The 16,572-nt window shown below is 34.2% G+C and carries 15 protein-coding genes; 7 read left to right on the top strand and 8 right to left on the bottom strand.

The window, feature by feature from the left end; all coding sequences use genetic code 11:
- The first annotated feature begins 16 nt into the window (after positions 1 to 16).
- On the top strand, positions 17 to 955 hold the full coding sequence (locus VXS03_RS09080; protein WP_327763342.1) for a precorrin-2 dehydrogenase/sirohydrochlorin ferrochelatase family protein: 939 nt from the start codon (positions 17 to 19) through the stop codon (positions 953 to 955).
- A gap of 78 nt (positions 956 to 1,033) precedes the next feature.
- On the opposite strand, the gene VXS03_RS09075 is transcribed toward VXS03_RS09080, so the two are convergent.
- On the bottom strand, positions 1,034 to 1,507 hold the full coding sequence (locus VXS03_RS09075) for a DUF1097 domain-containing protein (protein ID WP_327763427.1): 474 nt from the start codon (positions 1,505 to 1,507) through the stop codon (positions 1,034 to 1,036).
- A 240-nt stretch (positions 1,508 to 1,747) separates the two neighbouring features.
- Here VXS03_RS09075 and nagZ point away from each other — a divergent pair, with 240 nt between their 5' ends.
- Positions 1,748 to 2,752 (top strand): beta-N-acetylhexosaminidase, encoded by a 1,005-nt coding sequence (gene nagZ, locus VXS03_RS09070; protein WP_327763341.1) that lies wholly within the window; start codon positions 1,748 to 1,750, stop codon positions 2,750 to 2,752.
- Between the two features lie 55 nt (positions 2,753 to 2,807).
- On the opposite strand, the gene VXS03_RS09065 is transcribed toward nagZ, so the two are convergent.
- The 4 genes from VXS03_RS09065 to VXS03_RS09050 form a co-directional block, all read right to left on the bottom strand.
- Entirely contained in the window at positions 2,808 to 4,316 is a 1,509-nt protein-coding gene (locus tag VXS03_RS09065) for an EAL domain-containing protein (RefSeq protein ID WP_327763340.1), read from the bottom strand.
- A gap of 967 nt (positions 4,317 to 5,283) precedes the next feature.
- Entirely contained in the window at positions 5,284 to 5,763 is a 480-nt protein-coding gene (locus VXS03_RS09060) for a hypothetical protein (protein WP_327763339.1), read from the bottom strand.
- Positions 5,764 to 5,920: 157 nt separating this feature from the next.
- Complete coding sequence (locus VXS03_RS09055) at positions 5,921 to 6,607, bottom strand: VC0807 family protein (RefSeq protein ID WP_327763338.1); 687 nt, start codon at positions 6,605 to 6,607, stop codon at positions 5,921 to 5,923.
- 243 nt (positions 6,608 to 6,850) lie between these two features.
- On the bottom strand, positions 6,851 to 7,615 hold the full coding sequence (locus tag VXS03_RS09050; RefSeq protein WP_327763337.1) for a hypothetical protein: 765 nt from the start codon (positions 7,613 to 7,615) through the stop codon (positions 6,851 to 6,853).
- A gap of 560 nt (positions 7,616 to 8,175) precedes the next feature.
- Between VXS03_RS09050 and nagA the strand changes: the two genes are divergently transcribed.
- Positions 8,176 to 9,309 carry an N-acetylglucosamine-6-phosphate deacetylase gene (nagA, locus tag VXS03_RS09045; protein WP_327763336.1) on the top strand — a complete coding sequence of 378 codons (1,134 nt, stop codon included), beginning with the start codon at positions 8,176 to 8,178 and terminating at the stop codon, positions 9,307 to 9,309.
- A 76-nt stretch (positions 9,310 to 9,385) separates the two neighbouring features.
- On the opposite strand, the gene VXS03_RS09040 is transcribed toward nagA, so the two are convergent.
- The gene (locus tag VXS03_RS09040; protein ID WP_327763335.1) at positions 9,386 to 9,808 is read right to left on the bottom strand and encodes an NADH:ubiquinone oxidoreductase; all 423 of its coding nucleotides are present in this window, start codon (positions 9,806 to 9,808) and stop codon (positions 9,386 to 9,388) included.
- 840 nt (positions 9,809 to 10,648) lie between these two features.
- Here VXS03_RS09040 and VXS03_RS09035 point away from each other — a divergent pair.
- From VXS03_RS09035 to VXS03_RS09020, 4 genes are all read left to right on the top strand, one after another.
- Positions 10,649 to 11,305, top strand: a complete 657-nt coding sequence (locus VXS03_RS09035) for a hypothetical protein (RefSeq protein WP_327763333.1) — start codon at positions 10,649 to 10,651, stop codon at positions 11,303 to 11,305.
- 238 nt (positions 11,306 to 11,543) lie between these two features.
- Positions 11,544 to 12,461 carry a DUF368 domain-containing protein gene (locus VXS03_RS09030; RefSeq protein WP_327763332.1) on the top strand — a complete coding sequence of 306 codons (918 nt, stop codon included), beginning with the start codon at positions 11,544 to 11,546 and terminating at the stop codon, positions 12,459 to 12,461.
- Positions 12,462 to 12,643: 182 nt separating this feature from the next.
- Positions 12,644 to 13,240 carry an SCO family protein gene (locus VXS03_RS09025; protein WP_327763331.1) on the top strand — a complete coding sequence of 199 codons (597 nt, stop codon included), beginning with the start codon at positions 12,644 to 12,646 and terminating at the stop codon, positions 13,238 to 13,240.
- Positions 13,241 to 13,692: 452 nt separating this feature from the next.
- Entirely contained in the window at positions 13,693 to 13,956 is a 264-nt protein-coding gene (locus VXS03_RS09020; RefSeq protein ID WP_080156012.1) for an Lpp/OprI family alanine-zipper lipoprotein, read from the top strand.
- A gap of 252 nt (positions 13,957 to 14,208) precedes the next feature.
- Here the strand turns inward: VXS03_RS09020 and VXS03_RS09015 are convergent, their stop codons facing one another.
- Both VXS03_RS09015 and VXS03_RS09010 read right to left on the bottom strand, forming a co-directional pair.
- The gene (locus VXS03_RS09015) at positions 14,209 to 15,114 is read right to left on the bottom strand and encodes a L,D-transpeptidase family protein (protein WP_327763330.1); all 906 of its coding nucleotides are present in this window, start codon (positions 15,112 to 15,114) and stop codon (positions 14,209 to 14,211) included.
- Between the two features lie 284 nt (positions 15,115 to 15,398).
- Positions 15,399 to 16,532, bottom strand: coding sequence for an acyl-CoA desaturase (locus VXS03_RS09010; protein ID WP_327763329.1), 1,134 nt, complete (start codon positions 16,530 to 16,532; stop codon positions 15,399 to 15,401).
- Positions 16,533 to 16,572 lie beyond the last annotated feature (40 nt).

Raw genomic sequence — 16,572 nt, 5'->3', positions numbered from 1 at the left:
ATATGGATATTATTAAATGGACTTCTTTCCTATATTTCTAAAAATAAATAACAAAAAAATCTTAGTTATCGGTGGGGGTGACGTTGCTTGTCGAAAGGTTGATTTATTATTAAAAGCACACGCTGATGTCATTGTTGTATCGCCACAACTGCATCCACATTTACAAATGCTATTGCACCAACAACTGATTACACATATCGATCAACCTTACCAATCATCACTACTTAATGGCGCAGATCAAGTGTGGGCAACAACCGATTCAGCACCACTTAATCACCAAATTTATCATGATGCTAATGCATTAAAAATTTGGACAAATGTCGTTGATGACCCGACATTTTGTGATTTTATTACGCCATCAATGGTTGATCGCTCTCCAATTCAAGTTGCTATATCTAGCGGTGGTGCTTCACCGGTATTAGTACGTTATTTACGTGAACGATTAGAAACCTACTTACCACAAAATCTAAGTCTACTCGCATCATTTTCAGGCAAACAACGTCAGCGTATTAAGCAACATTTTACTACCGTAGATGAACGCCGAAAATTTTGGGAACAATTTTTCAGATCAAATATCGTCGAAAATGCACGAACAACGGAAGAATTAGAGGCTGCTTTCCAGCAATTATTAACTGAGAAGACTCATTGTGGCGGTAGTGTTTATCTTATTGAAACAGGTCATGATCCTGAATTACTTAGCCTTAAAGCATTAAGATTAATGCAACAATCAGAGTATGTTCTTTACCATAATGACGTAGCCGATGTGTTTGTTGATTTATGTCGACGAGACGCTGATCGTGAACAATGTGACCATAAAAATATTCAAGCACTCACCGAAAACCTTATACAGCAAGGGATCCGTGTTTGCATACTAGCAACTAAAGATAACCATCGCCCAGGTATTAAAAAATACTGTGCCAGTCAAAATGGTATTTTTGTTCCTATTTTTGGTTAAAGCATTTTGACGCTAAACTAAAAACGCAGAACTAGCGTTCTGCGTTTTGTTATCAATACTTATTACTTATCTCAATTTTTAGTTATTTATTTGCTCATAATTAGGCGATATTTTGGCATGTAACCATATACCCGTTGTTTTCATCAAATAACCAAAGATCACACCAACAATGAGAGATGGAATAACTAGTTTCCAGTCACCCGCAGCAGCAAATGTCGCGCATGAGCCAATAAATGTACCGGGAATAAAACTTAACCAGTGTTTTTTTGCTTGGGCACACATCATAAATGCAACAAGAGCGGTAATGACATAACCAATGATTTCTATATTGACCATTGTGGAAAGCTTAATTATTACCATAGCCCAAAAAACACCACTTAGGTTAGTAGCAATACTTAATCCAACCCCTTTCAGTCCATCTCGTTGCAAAGCAAAATATGTTGTACAGCCTAAAAAGCCCCCCCAACTCAGTAATCCTAAAGAAACAGCAACCCAGCCCCATATTCCAGAAAGAATACCCGTTGTTAAAGCAATCGCAATAAGCAAAGACATCATTGATCCCGCATCAATTTTCAATGGTGCGTAGTCTATATTAACCAGAGCTGCACTTGAAACGATTTAGATCACATTCAGATAAATAATCTTACATTCAGTTACTATTTAAAGTGATACATATCACTGCTTAATTTTCTGTATCAAGGACCAAAAAACACAATAAAATCCAGATTAAAAATTGCGGTTATAGCAAACTATGATAATTTGTTCGTTCTATTTGTTTGCTGGAGTGTCTTCATGGGACCTTTAATGCTTGATGTTTCAAGCTATGAACTTGATGCAGAAGAACGTGAAATTATTCAACACCCTACTGTTGGCGGCGTTATTTTCTTTGCTCGCAACTACGATAATCGCGATCAACTTCGAGCACTGATAAAAGATATTCGTAAAACAGCAAAACGCCCTCTTATTATTGGCGTTGATCAAGAAGGTGGACGAGTACAGCGTTTTAGAGAGCAATTTTCTATATTACCTCCTGCTCGTGCATTTGCAGAATCAGACAATGGTTTAGCACTTGCAACAACTGGAGGATGGCTAATGGCCGCTGAATTACTAGCAATGGATATCGATATCAGCTTTGCGCCAGTGTTAGATTTAGGCTTTGACTGTAAAGCTATTGGCAATCGTGCTTTTTCTGATAGTCCGTCCGATGTTATTCGTTATGCCTCTGCTTTTATTGATGGTATGACAACCGCTGGTATGGCAGCTACAGGTAAACACTTCCCTGGTCATGGTGGCGTTATCGCTGATTCACACCTCGAAACCCCTTATGATTCTCGTGATAATATCAAACAACATGATATGACCGTATTCACCAATTTAATAAGTAACAATAAACTTCAAGGGATCATGCCTGCACACGTCGTATTTGATACTTATGATGAACGCCCAGCCAGTGGTTCTGAATATTGGCTAAAGCAAGTACTCCGTCAAGATTTAGGTTTCAACGGTGTTGTATTTTCTGATGATTTAAATATGAAAGGTGCTGATGTATTAGGTAATTATAGTGAACGTGCAGTAGCAGCCCAACAATCAGGTTGCGATATGGTTATGCTATGTAATAACCGAGAAGGTGCAGTCCAAGCATTGGATGGATTACCACAAACTCAAGTTACTATTCTTAACACATTATTGAAAAAGCCAACGCCTGAATTTAATGCATTAATGCAAACCAGAGAATGGAAACAAGCGCAACAATCTATTTCACACCTAGTCGAGACATGGAATAATAACAATAACTAATCGACTAAAATCTATTGCACTTTATTCTTTATCAAATTTGAAGGATAAAGTGCTTTTAGTTATTGGCTTGATCTTGTTTAAAATAGTCATGAAACTGTTCAAATCTTAATGGCTCTGAAAAATAAAATCCTTGCTGTAGATAGACACCATTGTTTAGTAAATATTCAGATTGTTCTTTAGTTTCAACACCTTCAGCTATCATCTCCATACCTGATTTTTTACCAAAAGCAATGATTGAATCTAATACTGATAATCGATGATCATAAATACCAATAGTATCAACGAACATTTTATCAATCTTTAAACTTTGTAGTTTCAAATGTTGTATATAACTAAAACTTCCATACCCTGTACCCGCATCATCTAACTTTACATTAATACCTTGTGCTTTTAGATAATCAATAACGGCAGCTGCTTTATCAAGATCAGTGAATGACATTCTTTCTGTAATTTCAAAAGCGATTAATTTTGGCGAAATTGATGATTTAATGATTAAATCAACCGCTTTACGCATATGTTTTTTATCTTCTAACTGTTCAGGAACAAGGTTGATACTTATCACCCCTAAACTTTTGTTCCAGTCTAGTGAACTTAATTGATCTAATGTCTTTTCAAGTAAAATTTCAGTAATAGGAATAATTAAGCCATTATTTTCAGCATAAGGAATAAATTCATCCGGTGATATTAATTCTTTTTTGTTAAACCACCATCTTACAAGTACTTCACAACCATACATTTTATTATTTTTAACATTAATAATTGGTTGATAATATGGAATAAACTCTTTACGCCTTATTCCTTTTATAATTAGTGAATGTAATGATATTCTATGCTTTATTGACCTATTTATAATGAAGAAAATAACCAAACCAGTTAGCCCTCCAATAATAAATAATAACGGTTTTAAGTCCATAGAGATCAGCGATAACAAATGAGGATCAACATAATTTTTTAATATCAAACTATTTTTTAACACTTCTACATTTAAAGCTCGCTGTGATAAAACATGATTTTCTTCATTTTTATAATGCTCATCTTTGCTATTATCAGGTACTGAAACGACAGTTAATATACAGTCGTCACAATTTTTATTATTGATAATTTTTGATATTATTGGTTCAAAATCAATTGATACACTGCCTTTTGTATCTTCCCAGACTAATGAAAGTATTGATTGCTCTTTTTTATTATTAATAGCCCATAACGATATGTTATCTTGAAGTTTTTTAATAAACATAGCTTGTTTACTATGTTTAGGCTTAGCATTAAAACTTGAACAATAGATACCAGCACTCGTCTTTATATCAATGTTTCTAATATAATAGTTATTATATGTTTTTGTTTTTATATATTTTTGGTCACTTTTACCACAATTAAAATTAATATTATTCACTAGTTCTGTTATCAGTGAATGATACTCTCCGATATTTGAACTGTAGTTATCAATCAATTCATTAGACATAGTGTCTAATTTAGAAGACAGCTGTTTTTTTGCAATATAAGGTGATAATGATGTAAAACTAATAGCCATAAATATAACGATGAATATAGCAACAACTGTCATAGTGCTAGTATAATCCGCTATTAATCGACTTTTAATCCACGATCTTATTTTATATAAACCACTCATTATATTTATAATATTACTCTACTTTTAATACTTCCGATTATATTGCGGATACTAACTTATATTATTCTTATCAACAATACTAATATACATACATTTTAAATAGAAAGGATTGCTATTATATTAGTATATTTAATATAATAATTATTATGTATCAAGAAAGTATAAAAGTACCATTTGGTACTTTTACCATATCATATCAATGATAATCAGTATAAAAATTATTTATACATTAGCACTATAAACTATCTTTAGAGTAGTCGACAGATTTCGAACATTTCTTTTTTTCTTTCATGATTATATAAAACGCACCAACAATAAACGCTACGGTGAGTATAATTTCCATAATTGACCTTTATATCTATTAAAACAAAATTAACTGATAATTTTCAGCTCATAAGTCATTGGAATCTGAATATCACTCGGCTCAAATCCTCCAATAACTTACATGATTGTACTAACTACAGCTTAAATAAGTTATAAAGTTGTGACAATTTACGGTTAAAATTTACGCCTCACACAACATATTGCATAAAACTCACGTCAGACCTAACATTTTTATTCACGAGGGTTATAATTCACTAAGTTAAAAATAATAAACTCAGCACTAAGAATATGAAAACAAAAGCATAATATTCATTTAGCTTAATGTTGTATGTTATTAACAATAGATAATAATAAGCACTCCTCAAACACTACGGGAACCATTTCGCTTTACTTCATTGATTATTAACATAATGTATTATTAATACCCATTACAGGTATAAATACTCTTTATTAACTATAGTATTTAATACCATGAAAATCTTGTTCTTAATAAATAAGAAGAAGAAAAAGCAAAAGCTGTAGATATTAAACTCTTACTTATCAAAATATTACACGTTTTCTTGGCCTATGGGACGTGTTACTCTTGTCGAATAAGCTCTAAACGCTCAACATCAGCATAAAATGCCACCATTTTGATTCTACTAATTGCATATTCAAAACTACTTTTTTGGCACATCAAGTGTTGAGATGATGCAATCCAATCTCGAGGGTGCTGTACTGCTTTACTATTATATTGTCGCTCTAATTCTGTGCAGTTTGCATAACGCTGACAAGCGTCATACCGCTCTTCTTTTAACTCTAACCAATGTGCTTCAAATTGATATAAAGCATTATGTAATTCATTCAAATTATCGTTGGTGATTTTTCCTTTAAGAGCATTGACTTGCTGTAATTGAAAATAAATAAAATCATTAAAATAATCTTTAGTTTGAGGCGCTAAATATGTACCACAATACTCTCCATGGTGAATATTAGTCCTTTTATTTAATTCGGCAACGTCAGCAGTTGAACATGCTATGGCTAAAAATAATGTACAGAGTAATGAGAATGGTTTCATATTACCCTCCAATAATAAATATTAACCTCAGTATGACTTACTCACTGTTAGGCTGCTTTAATTTTATCAACCTTCTTATAATTAAGATTATTACAAACAAAAAAACCAGCAATGTCGTTCACATTACTGGTCCTTAAATATTTTGAAACGAGATAATTTATTGTGTTTTAAAAATCTGTACCGTTTCAAGTTTGGTCATTTTACGAATTTGACGCCAAACAAAATAAAATATTCCAATCATCATAAGCATTGATGGTATAGCAATAACGGGATAGCTTAATAGCGTCATACGACCAAGCTCTTCATTAAATGCTTCAGTTCCAGATGGACTTGTTACTATCACTGTAGCCAAAATATAGTTCATAACGGAAGAAAAAACGAAGGTGCTTGCAAATAAGTAATTAGATTGAACTAAGCAGCGATCAAACGCTTGCTGCTGATCGTATTCCATTAGCTTTTGCTTTATTAGACCTAAATTTAAAATACCTTCATTAAATATCATTTTAGTAACGATAGGATATTTAGTAAAAGTTGACCCGAGAACGACAACACCGATAATACCGGGTATCAATGCTTCTTTAACAGCTAGCCATTGAGTGTCAAGTTGTAAAACACCGATACCGCCAGTAAGTAATACACTCACAATACCAAGTATTGCTATAAAGTTGAGTTTCTTATTTTTTAATAACTCATAACTACCAAATGCAACAGGGAAAGCCAAAGCGACTAACAATGCCCCAACTGAACCTAGACGATCATCGCCACTCATCTTCATTAAAATGATTGACGGAACAACAACGTTAAAAATAATTTCATTTAACGGATTGGTTTTCTTTTCAGCCATAATTCCTAATAATTTCCTTTATTCATAATTATGTCACTTTGAATTTATCTCAATAAAAATACGTCTATTCCTTATAACTTATCTAAAACTATCGTTGGTATTATAGTAATTTTAGTAAAAGTCACAGAAACCGCTATTTCTTTGTTTTGATTGTTTCGTTTCTCAACATTACTGTAAAGCACAATATCGTTACAAATCATTAAAATGTTGTTCAATAAAGCAACGTTATCAAGTTAGTCATCATCAAAAACTACCATTTACGGTCAAACTAGCTATAACAGCTAAAGTACACGCACATGCTAATATTGCTAATACTGGTTTAGTTTTAGTTAACAATGACATTAGCCATAATCCTGTGGCTGCAATCAAACATCCCATGCTGACCATACGCCAGATAAATGGTAATAAAAGACCTGTCTGAGTTTGCTCAACAAGAGTGGTTAAATCTAAACACGCAACAATAAAGATAATAACACTAATTAATGTACCAAATAACGGTAATGCAATATTCAATGGATCAACTTTATGCTGTGCTTTTACTAACATTGCATGCGCTAACAGACTTCCACCAAAACCAATACTGAAAATTGTTATTATCATATAGCCAACATGACCAGCGTTAGCACTAAAACTTAAAATATTAATGACATAAGCAATACTCCACAATAGCATTACACCAATAATAAGTTTACGCGATCCATCTTTACCAATCAGACGATTTTCACACAAGCTATAAATTAACGTTAATGCGACAAACACTAAAACAAACACAACTGTATTAGAGTTTGTCATACTAGTGCTTGATGTGAATGCCATCAAGCTAGCTTCTCGTATTAACAATGAAGCAATCAATAACCAACTAATAAAAGGTAATACCTTCATTACTCGATCATGTTGTCCAAAGCATAATTTACCTGACAGCATTACCCCACCAATAATGATGAACGCCCCTATCGAAAATTGCTCTAGCACTTCAGACAATAATATTGACCAATTATTCCACTGCATTTTAACTCCTAATACAGCTTTGCTTAGGCATAAGATATTGGCCGATATAACCAATGTCTCATACCGTAACGTATTTTAGTAAATCGCTATTTTGCCTAATTGTCTGAATGAGTGCAAAAAGCTTTGGTGCAAAAGAATAAATTCATTCACTAAAATAAGCACTATAAGCATTTATAAAATCTATAAAAGTAATAGGTAACAACACTCTTATCTATAAAGTATATAAATTTCAGTTTTCTACCAGAAACCTCATTCAGTTACAGGATAAATTTTACTTTTGTATGATATAAATTTAAAAAAGATAACTATCATAGAATTTTTAGCATTTAATAGGATAAAAGATTGACGAGAGATGATTGAAACAGGTATCTTATTTTTTATAGAGAAATAAGATTTAACTTGGTACATAAAATCTCATTTCAAACCAATTATTCGGTGCTCTATCTATCATGTATAGCGTGTTGTTCTCATTTGAATAGAGACTCACTCGATATAGAGTAAAATCACCATTTTGCCTGTTAATTTAATCGTCAGGCTATAGAATTAAAGTGAGTAATCAGATGTTTGCAATTATTAACACCAACGTATTCGATGGTAAAACGATTCTAGAGAACCAAGCCATCTTCATTGAAAACGATCTTATTTCACGTATTGTTCCAATGTCTGCGGTATCTGAGAGTGAATTACCACAAGAAACGTTTGATGCAAAAGGCTTACTCGCCTCTCCTGGCTTTATTGATGTACAACTAAATGGTTGTGGTGGTGTATTACTTAACACTGCTATCTGTAAAGAAACACTTGAGACGATGAATCAAGCAAACTTAAAAAGTGGTACAACCCAGTTTTTACCAACATTCATTACCAGCGATGCTGAATCAATGATTGAAGTGCTTGATATGGTTGGAACAATAGAAAATCGTACACAGCAAGGTGTGTTAGGTTTACACCTTGAAGGCCCTTTTATCAGTACAGAAAAGAAAGGCGCACACCGTGAAGAATTCATTCGTGAATTAGATAAGAATACAGCGAAATATATTGCTGATAACGCAGATAAAATTTGCGTATTAACAGTAGCACCTGAAAACACATCACAAGAAGTAATTGATATTGTTCGTAATGCAGGTATTACCGTATCACTAGGTCATACGAATGCTACTTATGAGCAAGTTGCAGAGAAGAAAGGCCTAACTATGGCAACTCACCTTTATAATGCAATGACTCCACTAGGCTCTCGTGAACCAGGTGTTGTTGGTTACATCTTTGATAAAAAACCACATGCGGGTATTATCGTTGACGGTATCCATGCTTCATACCCATCAGTCCGTATTGCACACGAAATGTTAGGTGAGCAACTATTTATGGTAACGGATGCTGTTGCTCCTGCAGGCACAGACATGACTGAGTTTGATATGGCTGGTTTACAAGCTTACGTAACTGACGGTAAATGTCACTACAAAGATGGCACTATCGCAGGTTCAGCAGTAACGATGGAACAAGGTCTTAACAATCTTATCGATCATGTCGGTCTTTCTCGTGAAGAAGCATTGCGTATGGCTACGTTATACCCAGCAAAAGCAATCAATATTGATAACGAATACGGCTTACTAAAAGTGGGTTACAAAGCAAATATTACATTGCTTTCTGATGACAACCAAGTTAAGCATGTTTACCAAATGGGTAAAAAAGCATTCTAATTTAAATTTAGATCTAAAAAAGCAAAAGGCTGCCATTCAATGAATGACAGCCTTTTTAATATTGCTTTAATTATGATTAAATTTGCGATGTTGTCGTCGGTGGAGTTATTAATGCTGCAGTACGTTTTATTGGCGTGGTAAAAACCACAGTATTACGTTTTTCTGCTACAGTCATTTGATATTCTCGCAATTTGAAATAGCCATAACTCACCACTATCGAGAAGAATAAATAAGATAACGAAAATACAAATGGTGAACTGAGTAAATTCGCTTTAACAACCCATATCACTCCTATCACAGTAATGGCTAATTTTGCCATCATTGCTACAAGCAACATCAGTAAAGCTAATTGTGGAAAACGGGTCGCACGAAAAGCTAACCAATATGCCGTTCCAATTGCAATAGCAGCAATACCAAACCCAGCCATAAACGAATGAAAATGCTCACCGGACAGTATGCCTGCAACAATGGATAACAATATAATCAACCCAAATATCATATTATCCTCACTTATAATATTCACAAAACATCTCGATATAGTCTCTGACCGTATTTTCTCACCTAAATATCAACTTGTATATATGGAGTAAAAGATTCCATTTATGGTGACATGAGACAACCTATCGCAAAAAAATCTAAGTAATTGTTATTAAATAATTATAGTCAATAAATCCATTGATAAAACACTTAATAACGATAACGTTAGTTTATTACAAAAAGGAATATTTCAGGGCTTAATGCTACAAAAATAACACTTAACAGTTATTCCTATAACAAATAAGCCGCAAAAATGGCTATGTATCCACATTTAATCGTGAATAATAAGATTGGGGGTTTTATTTTTTATGACGGGAGAAAAACCGCTATAAGTATGGATAAACTTATAACGGCTTCAAAAACTAATGAATAACAATGAGCATGAAGATACCAATAGCCAATGTTATTGCACCAACGGTTAGTAATAATTCAAAAATATGTTTGTCCATATTACACCACACATTCAGTTACAGCGTAACTTATTATAATTAATAAGTACCCTCGATTTCTTATGGGTAATCGAGGTATTAACTCTTTGTTTCTGTAATAATAGTATAATTATTAATACTAAATATTAGCTGAACAACTCTCACCTGAATGTTAAAAAACATATAGAAACTCATTCATTAGATTAATTTTTATTGTACTTAAAATTGCGACCGAACATACATTATTATTACTTAGTTAACATTGTTTGCGATATTATTATTTATTCACCATCGCAAATCATAGTAATAAACTTGATACTTATTCTTCTAAATCATACAGTTAAACTAATATTCGTTGTATTGTTATCATTTATATGCACTTAATTTACGCTCTGTCTTTTATTTTTTATGCAGCTATAAGCCTAGTAACAGAATCAACACTGGCCGCTTCTATCAAACCAGTAGTTAAACTATCACCAAATCCAGTAACACAACATACAGTTGAATTGCCATTAAATGAGTATCATTCTTTAGAAATTCTGGCATTGAAAAATGTAAGTAGCAGTCAAGTTCCTCGCCCTTATGACATCCTATCAACAAACGACAATATGCTGGCAGATATCAATCACAACAATATACGGGATGACTATGAACGACTATTGCTTAAACAGTATCAACGACCTGAATATGTAGCGATGGGGATTTTAGCAGCAGCGCACTGGGACCGCCTAATAGCGACACATAAACAAACAGATCGTATTCTTTCAATTACAGCAGTTACCTTAATTGCTAATAATATCGCCATTAATCAATGCTATTATTCGCTACAACAAATAGATAGCAGCTTAATATCCCCGATATTAAATTATTTTAATACTGAGCAACGTCTCGCTCTTAAAGATCAAGCAGAAGAAAAACTATTGGCTATTATTGCCGCATCTCCATTCACGATAACTTTTGAACCGCAGCCATGTCAGAAATTTACGCTCTTAGCTGAATCAATGTTAAGAACCACCTTCGTATCATTATAATTTCTGTTGTATAAAGTTTTATTTCAAGGCGTTGTTAGCTCAATGGTTAAATTGACATAAAAACGACACTGCAATTAATATGCTGTGCCATCATAATAAATTCAATAATATCCACTAGCTGTATATTTCTTTTTTTATAGATAGAAAAATACTATATTTATGATTTGATAGTGGTTTTTAGTAGTTCGCTGTATAATGTTCGACCTAAATTATTCAGCTATCACAGTTACGGAATCCAATGAGTAAAATATCAACCTTTTTAAAAGGCATAGCGATGGGTACGGCAGATGTTGTCCCAGGTGTGTCAGGCGGTACTATCGCATTCATCACCGGCATTTACGATACGCTGCTTGAAAGTATTCGACGTATCAATCCAAGCTTAATTAGAGTAATCCGCAATGGCGGCATTAAAGCTGCATTTGAACACATCAATGGCACCTTCTTAATCTGCTTATTTGGTGGCATTTTAACAAGTATCTTTACTTTAGCAAAAGTGATCACTTGGATGCTTAATACTCATCCAATTCCATTATGGTCATTTTTCTTTGGTTTAATTATCATTTCAGTCATCCATATGCTTAAACAAGTCGAAAAATGGAGTCTTGGTAGTTTTATAGCTATTATCCTTGGTATTGCATTTGCCTATGGTATTACTGTGCTACACCCCGTAGCGATGGATCCGACGCCATTAAATATCTTTATTGCGGGTGCTATCGCTATCTGTGCAATGATCTTACCTGGTATCTCTGGTAGTTTCATTTTACTGTTACTTGGTATGTATGCTCCTATTCTTGCAGCTGCAAAATCAGTAGATATCTTCACACTTGGTTTATTTGCTGTTGGCTGTGTTGCAGGTCTATTGACATTCTCTCATGTCTTGTCGTGGATACTGCGTAATTATCGAGATCTTGCTCTAACGCTACTTACTGGCTTAATGATCGGTACCTTAGGTAAGATTTGGCCTTGGAAAGAAGTCTTAACATGGCGTACAAATTCACATGGTGAACAAGTACCACTACTTGAGCATAATTTATCACCGTTTAATTATGAAACTGCCACAGGCCATCCAGCATTGCTTGGATACGCTATCGCTGCAATGATCTTAGGTCTTGCTGTGGTATGGGGACTTGAAAAATACGCTGAGCGTAACGACTAATCGTTAGTCCCTTTTAAAAAACATTATTAAAGAGTAGCCTTCTGGCTACTTTTTTATTCTTTAATCTCTTAACCATGCCGCCACATCACAAAAAATTACTCTGCACCTACCTTTTATAAACATCTCTATTCATAATCCATTTGTTCTACATAGATTATCAAGAAACATTTAAGGATGAATGGATGAAATACCAATGGTTAGTTCTTGCTTTGGCTTTAGTTGCAGGATTGTTTGCCAGCTACATGATGGACAGCAACGATCCAGAGGTTGCTCGTGAACCTTACTATCCAATGAATTATTTAGAATCAGGGACTGAAGTCATTGACTTATTCGCTCCTGAAGATAGGCGTATTCGTTTAGTCTATTTTGGCTATACACAATGTCCAGATATCTGTCCAACCTCACTAGCCGTATTGTCAGCGGCTTTAAAGGCAATACCTCAACAACAGCGCGATAAATTATGGCCTATTTTTATTAGCCTTGATCCAATACGTGACACACCCGATAAAACAGCCCAATATGCGGCTTATTTTGATGCTTCAATTACGGGAGCAACAGGAACCGAAGCACAAATTAAATCATTAGCTGATACATACGGCGTACTCTATATTAAAAACGAATTAAAAGACTCTGCAATAAAATACGTTATAGATCACAATTCTTATTTTTATTTTTTAAAACCTTCTGGCGAATTAATTAAAAAACTTCCCCATATGGCAAGCCCAACTCAATTAATCGCAACCATTCCGGTAATAACATCATCGGTAACCAAAGAATAAGTGATCAAAGAAAGCGTCAACATAAACAATTATAGTCAACATATTCCATATTTATTATATTGAGCACTTAATGACCTATTTTAAATTTGTATAATATTAGGAATACTCATTTTTACCACTGCTTTTTTGCTCGCTTTTTAATCTCTTATGTTATTTATTTGAGTATTGGCAAAATTTTACATTTCCCTGACTTTAGGCGTTATTAAAAACGAGAAATTACTTGTAACTCCTTATATTAAGCGGAGTTACGCTCAATCCAATATAAATATAAATGCAAAAAAGCGGTTAAATATGTACTTTTTTTATTCAAAAACGCGAGCGATATCGGATTTTTTTTTCTTTGCTGAAAAAAATTAATGAGCAATTATAATAAGTTATGCCATAATGAATTTGCCAACTCAAACTTTATTCAACAGTTGTAGTGGCTAAATCAATATGGAGATTATATAAAAATGAAACGTACTGTATCTATCTTAGCTGGTGTTTTACTAAGTGCTTCTCTTGTAGGTTGTTCTAGCTCTGATGAAGTAAGTCAAATGCAGCAACTAACTAACAAAGTTGACACACTATCTGAGCAAGTTAGTGCGCTACAAGGTCAACAAGACCAAATCGTAGGCGCAGTAAATGATTCTCGTGCCGCATCTGACGCAGCATACCAAGAAGCAATGCGTGCTAATAAGCGTATCGACCACATCGCTGGTTCATACACTAAGTAATCCAATACTTAGCTACAAAATATCTAAAGAGATGGCTTATGTCGTCTCTTTTTATTTATACGTATTTTGAGTTGTTATTATAAATAGCCTTACTAAATCCTTTCCATATTGTTTCAAATAACAAATCAAATACAGCCATCAATAATATAAAGTTAATTCATTATTAATGTGATGGTCACACTTTTATTATCCAAATAATACGCAAAAAAAACGAGATAATACTATCTCGTTTATAGGATAACGACTAACGGACTATGATTTTAAAATAACAGGAAGACCTGATTGTTTATCCAGTTCTGAATATAGTCGTTTAGTAGCTTGAGTATCGCCTTCTACATCTTTCAATAAGACATCTGGAGCATCAAGGTTTTTCTTCACCCCCATCTGCTCCTCACTCTTTGACAGTGGGGAATGAACCTCAACAATTAACTCACCGTCTGGATCTCGTGATGTTTTTACAGGTTGGTTAATAATTTGGACTTGAGTACCAAGGGCAACATGTGGGAACAGCCACTCCACATCCCATGGGTTCATACGAATACAGCCACCACTAACGCGCATACCGATACCAAAGTCTTTATTAGTACCATGGATAAGGTATTCGCCATGGCCGTAAGCCAATCGCATTTTATAATCACCCAATGGGTTATCAGGCCCAGCAGGGACAACAGCAGGAAGAATATCCCCTTTTGCTGCATGTTCTTTACGGATTGAAGCTGGCGGTGTCCATGTTGGATTTTTTACTTTTTCACTAATGGATGTTGTCATACTTGGTGTTTCACGGCCAACACGACCAATACCAATCGGGAAAACGTATACAATTGAAGCGTCATCTTTCGGAAAATAGTAAAGACGTAGTTCAGCAAGATTGACCACGATGCCTTTGTGCGCAACATCCGGCAATATAACTTGCGTTGGTATTTGTAATAACTTCCCTGGCTGTGGTAAAAAAGGATCTACACCTTTGTTAGCGGCCATCATTCCAAGAAAGCCCACGTTATACTTATTTGCAATATCAGCAAGGCTATCCCCTTGCTTTACTTCGTAATATTCTGCTGTACCAACGATATTACTACCATTGGTCGGTAGCTTATATTCAATTGCATGCGCTGCGGATGAAGCTAAACATGTGAGTGACAAAAGTAATGCGCGGTACACGACAATATCTCCGGTTAAGATCTTACAAACATTCAATCATGGATGTAAAACGCTGTAAGTAATTATACATACAATAACTATATTTAATTATTACATGTGTTTTTAAGCTTTACTGCCATACTACTTGATATTATTTTAATCTACTAGTTTATAGATAACAGTAAATCGACAATAATATTGCTCACAACAAGCTAATGAACAGCATGATAGCGTTATTTGATTATAACCTCTCATAAAAAAGAGCTGTTAAATCTTGGTAAGACCTAACAGCTCAATCATTATTTTTAAATAGTATATTGCTGGAGTAAATACTTCCAATCTCGTCGTTGTTGGTTTAATTTCTGCCTAATCAACTCATACTGTTGCATAAATTCAAAGTTTTCATAATTGTTCGATATTTTCTTTTGTTTCAAATCTATTAAGCGTTTATTTACTTGGTAATAATCAGAAATTTTACTCATTAAGGATTCATATTCAAATTGTAATTGTTGCAAACGCGCACTGTTATTTGGTAATGATTTCAATTTGTTCTGTAACCGCATAAATTCCATTTTAGTCCGCGTTTTTTCTATCCTATCTGCAGGAGTGACTTTTAAGTTTGTTGTCCACCCAAACCATGAACAACTCTTGATCAACCATTTTGTTGGATCAAACTGCCACCAGCAAATACCGTTGCGGTAATCATTTTCAAAAATATGATGATAATTATGATAGCCCTCACCAAATGTTAACCATGCAATGATGCCATTATCACGCGCACTATTTCTATCGGTATAAGGCTGAGCCCCCCATTTATGGGCCAATGAATTAATAAAAAATGTCGTATGATGACTTAATACCAACCGTAGAACACCAACAAACAGTAAAGCGCCCCATAAATCACCCAGCAACAATCCTATTGCGACAGGAACTCCAATATTCATTATTGCGGCTAATAATAAGTAATATTTGTGTTGCCAAACCACTATAGGATCTTGTTGTAAATCAATGCAATTTGAGTAGTCGCGATAACGACTTGCTTGATACTGTCTTAACATCCAACCAATATGGCTATAAAAGAACCCTTTTTTAGCTGAATATGGATCTTTACTATTATTATCAACATAGCGGTGATGAGCTCGATGATCAGAACACCAATGTAGAATACTATTTTGCAATGCAAATGCACCACCAAGGGCAAACATTACTCGCAAAAAACGATTGGCTTGATAACTTTGATGTGCCCATAAACGATGATAACCCGCTGTAATTGACATACCACAACAACAAAAGGCCATAATAGTCATCACAACAAGCGTCAGATCGAGATTATTAAAATAGAGATACGCAGGCACACCAACAATGGCGATAACAAATGTGAGTGTAAATAACGTTACATTTAACCAAATAATGGGGGGTTTTTGCTGTTGAGGTCTCATCCTTGTTCACCTTATTTTCAGCGTACACATGTAAGCCACA

This window comes from Photobacterium sp. S4TG1 (genome assembly GCF_036040035.1).
Lineage (GTDB): Bacteria > Pseudomonadota > Gammaproteobacteria > Enterobacterales > Vibrionaceae > Photobacterium.
The sequence above is the reverse complement of the archived record's forward strand: the minus strand, read 5'-3'. Positions and strand labels throughout refer to the sequence as shown.

Excerpts from the sequence above, each read along its gene's own strand:
- VXS03_RS09020 (WP_080156012.1), top strand. The coding sequence starts at position 13,693 with ATGAAACGTACTGTATCTATCTTAGCTGGTGTTTTACTAAGTGCTTCT.
- VXS03_RS09060 (WP_327763339.1), bottom strand. The coding sequence starts at position 5,763 with ATGAAACCATTCTCATTACTCTGTACATTATTTTTAGCCATAGCATGT.
- VXS03_RS09080 (WP_327763342.1), top strand. The coding sequence starts at position 17 with ATGGACTTCTTTCCTATATTTCTAAAAATAAATAACAAAAAAATCTTA.
- VXS03_RS09075 (WP_327763427.1), bottom strand. The coding sequence starts at position 1,507 with ATGTCTTTGCTTATTGCGATTGCTTTAACAACGGGTATTCTTTCTGGA.
- VXS03_RS09030 (WP_327763332.1), top strand. The coding sequence starts at position 11,544 with ATGAGTAAAATATCAACCTTTTTAAAAGGCATAGCGATGGGTACGGCA.
- VXS03_RS09050 (WP_327763337.1), bottom strand. The coding sequence starts at position 7,615 with ATGCAGTGGAATAATTGGTCAATATTATTGTCTGAAGTGCTAGAGCAA.
- VXS03_RS09035 (WP_327763333.1), top strand. The coding sequence starts at position 10,649 with ATGCACTTAATTTACGCTCTGTCTTTTATTTTTTATGCAGCTATAAGC.
- VXS03_RS09055 (WP_327763338.1), bottom strand. The coding sequence starts at position 6,607 with ATGGCTGAAAAGAAAACCAATCCGTTAAATGAAATTATTTTTAACGTT.
- VXS03_RS09065 (WP_327763340.1), bottom strand. The coding sequence starts at position 4,316 with ATGACAGTTGTTGCTATATTCATCGTTATATTTATGGCTATTAGTTTT.
- nagZ (WP_327763341.1), top strand. The coding sequence starts at position 1,748 with ATGGGACCTTTAATGCTTGATGTTTCAAGCTATGAACTTGATGCAGAA.
- nagA (WP_327763336.1), top strand. The coding sequence starts at position 8,176 with ATGTTTGCAATTATTAACACCAACGTATTCGATGGTAAAACGATTCTA.
- VXS03_RS09025 (WP_327763331.1), top strand. The coding sequence starts at position 12,644 with ATGAAATACCAATGGTTAGTTCTTGCTTTGGCTTTAGTTGCAGGATTG.
- VXS03_RS09040 (WP_327763335.1), bottom strand. The coding sequence starts at position 9,808 with ATGATATTTGGGTTGATTATATTGTTATCCATTGTTGCAGGCATACTG.
- VXS03_RS09010 (WP_327763329.1), bottom strand. The coding sequence starts at position 16,532 with ATGAGACCTCAACAGCAAAAACCCCCCATTATTTGGTTAAATGTAACG.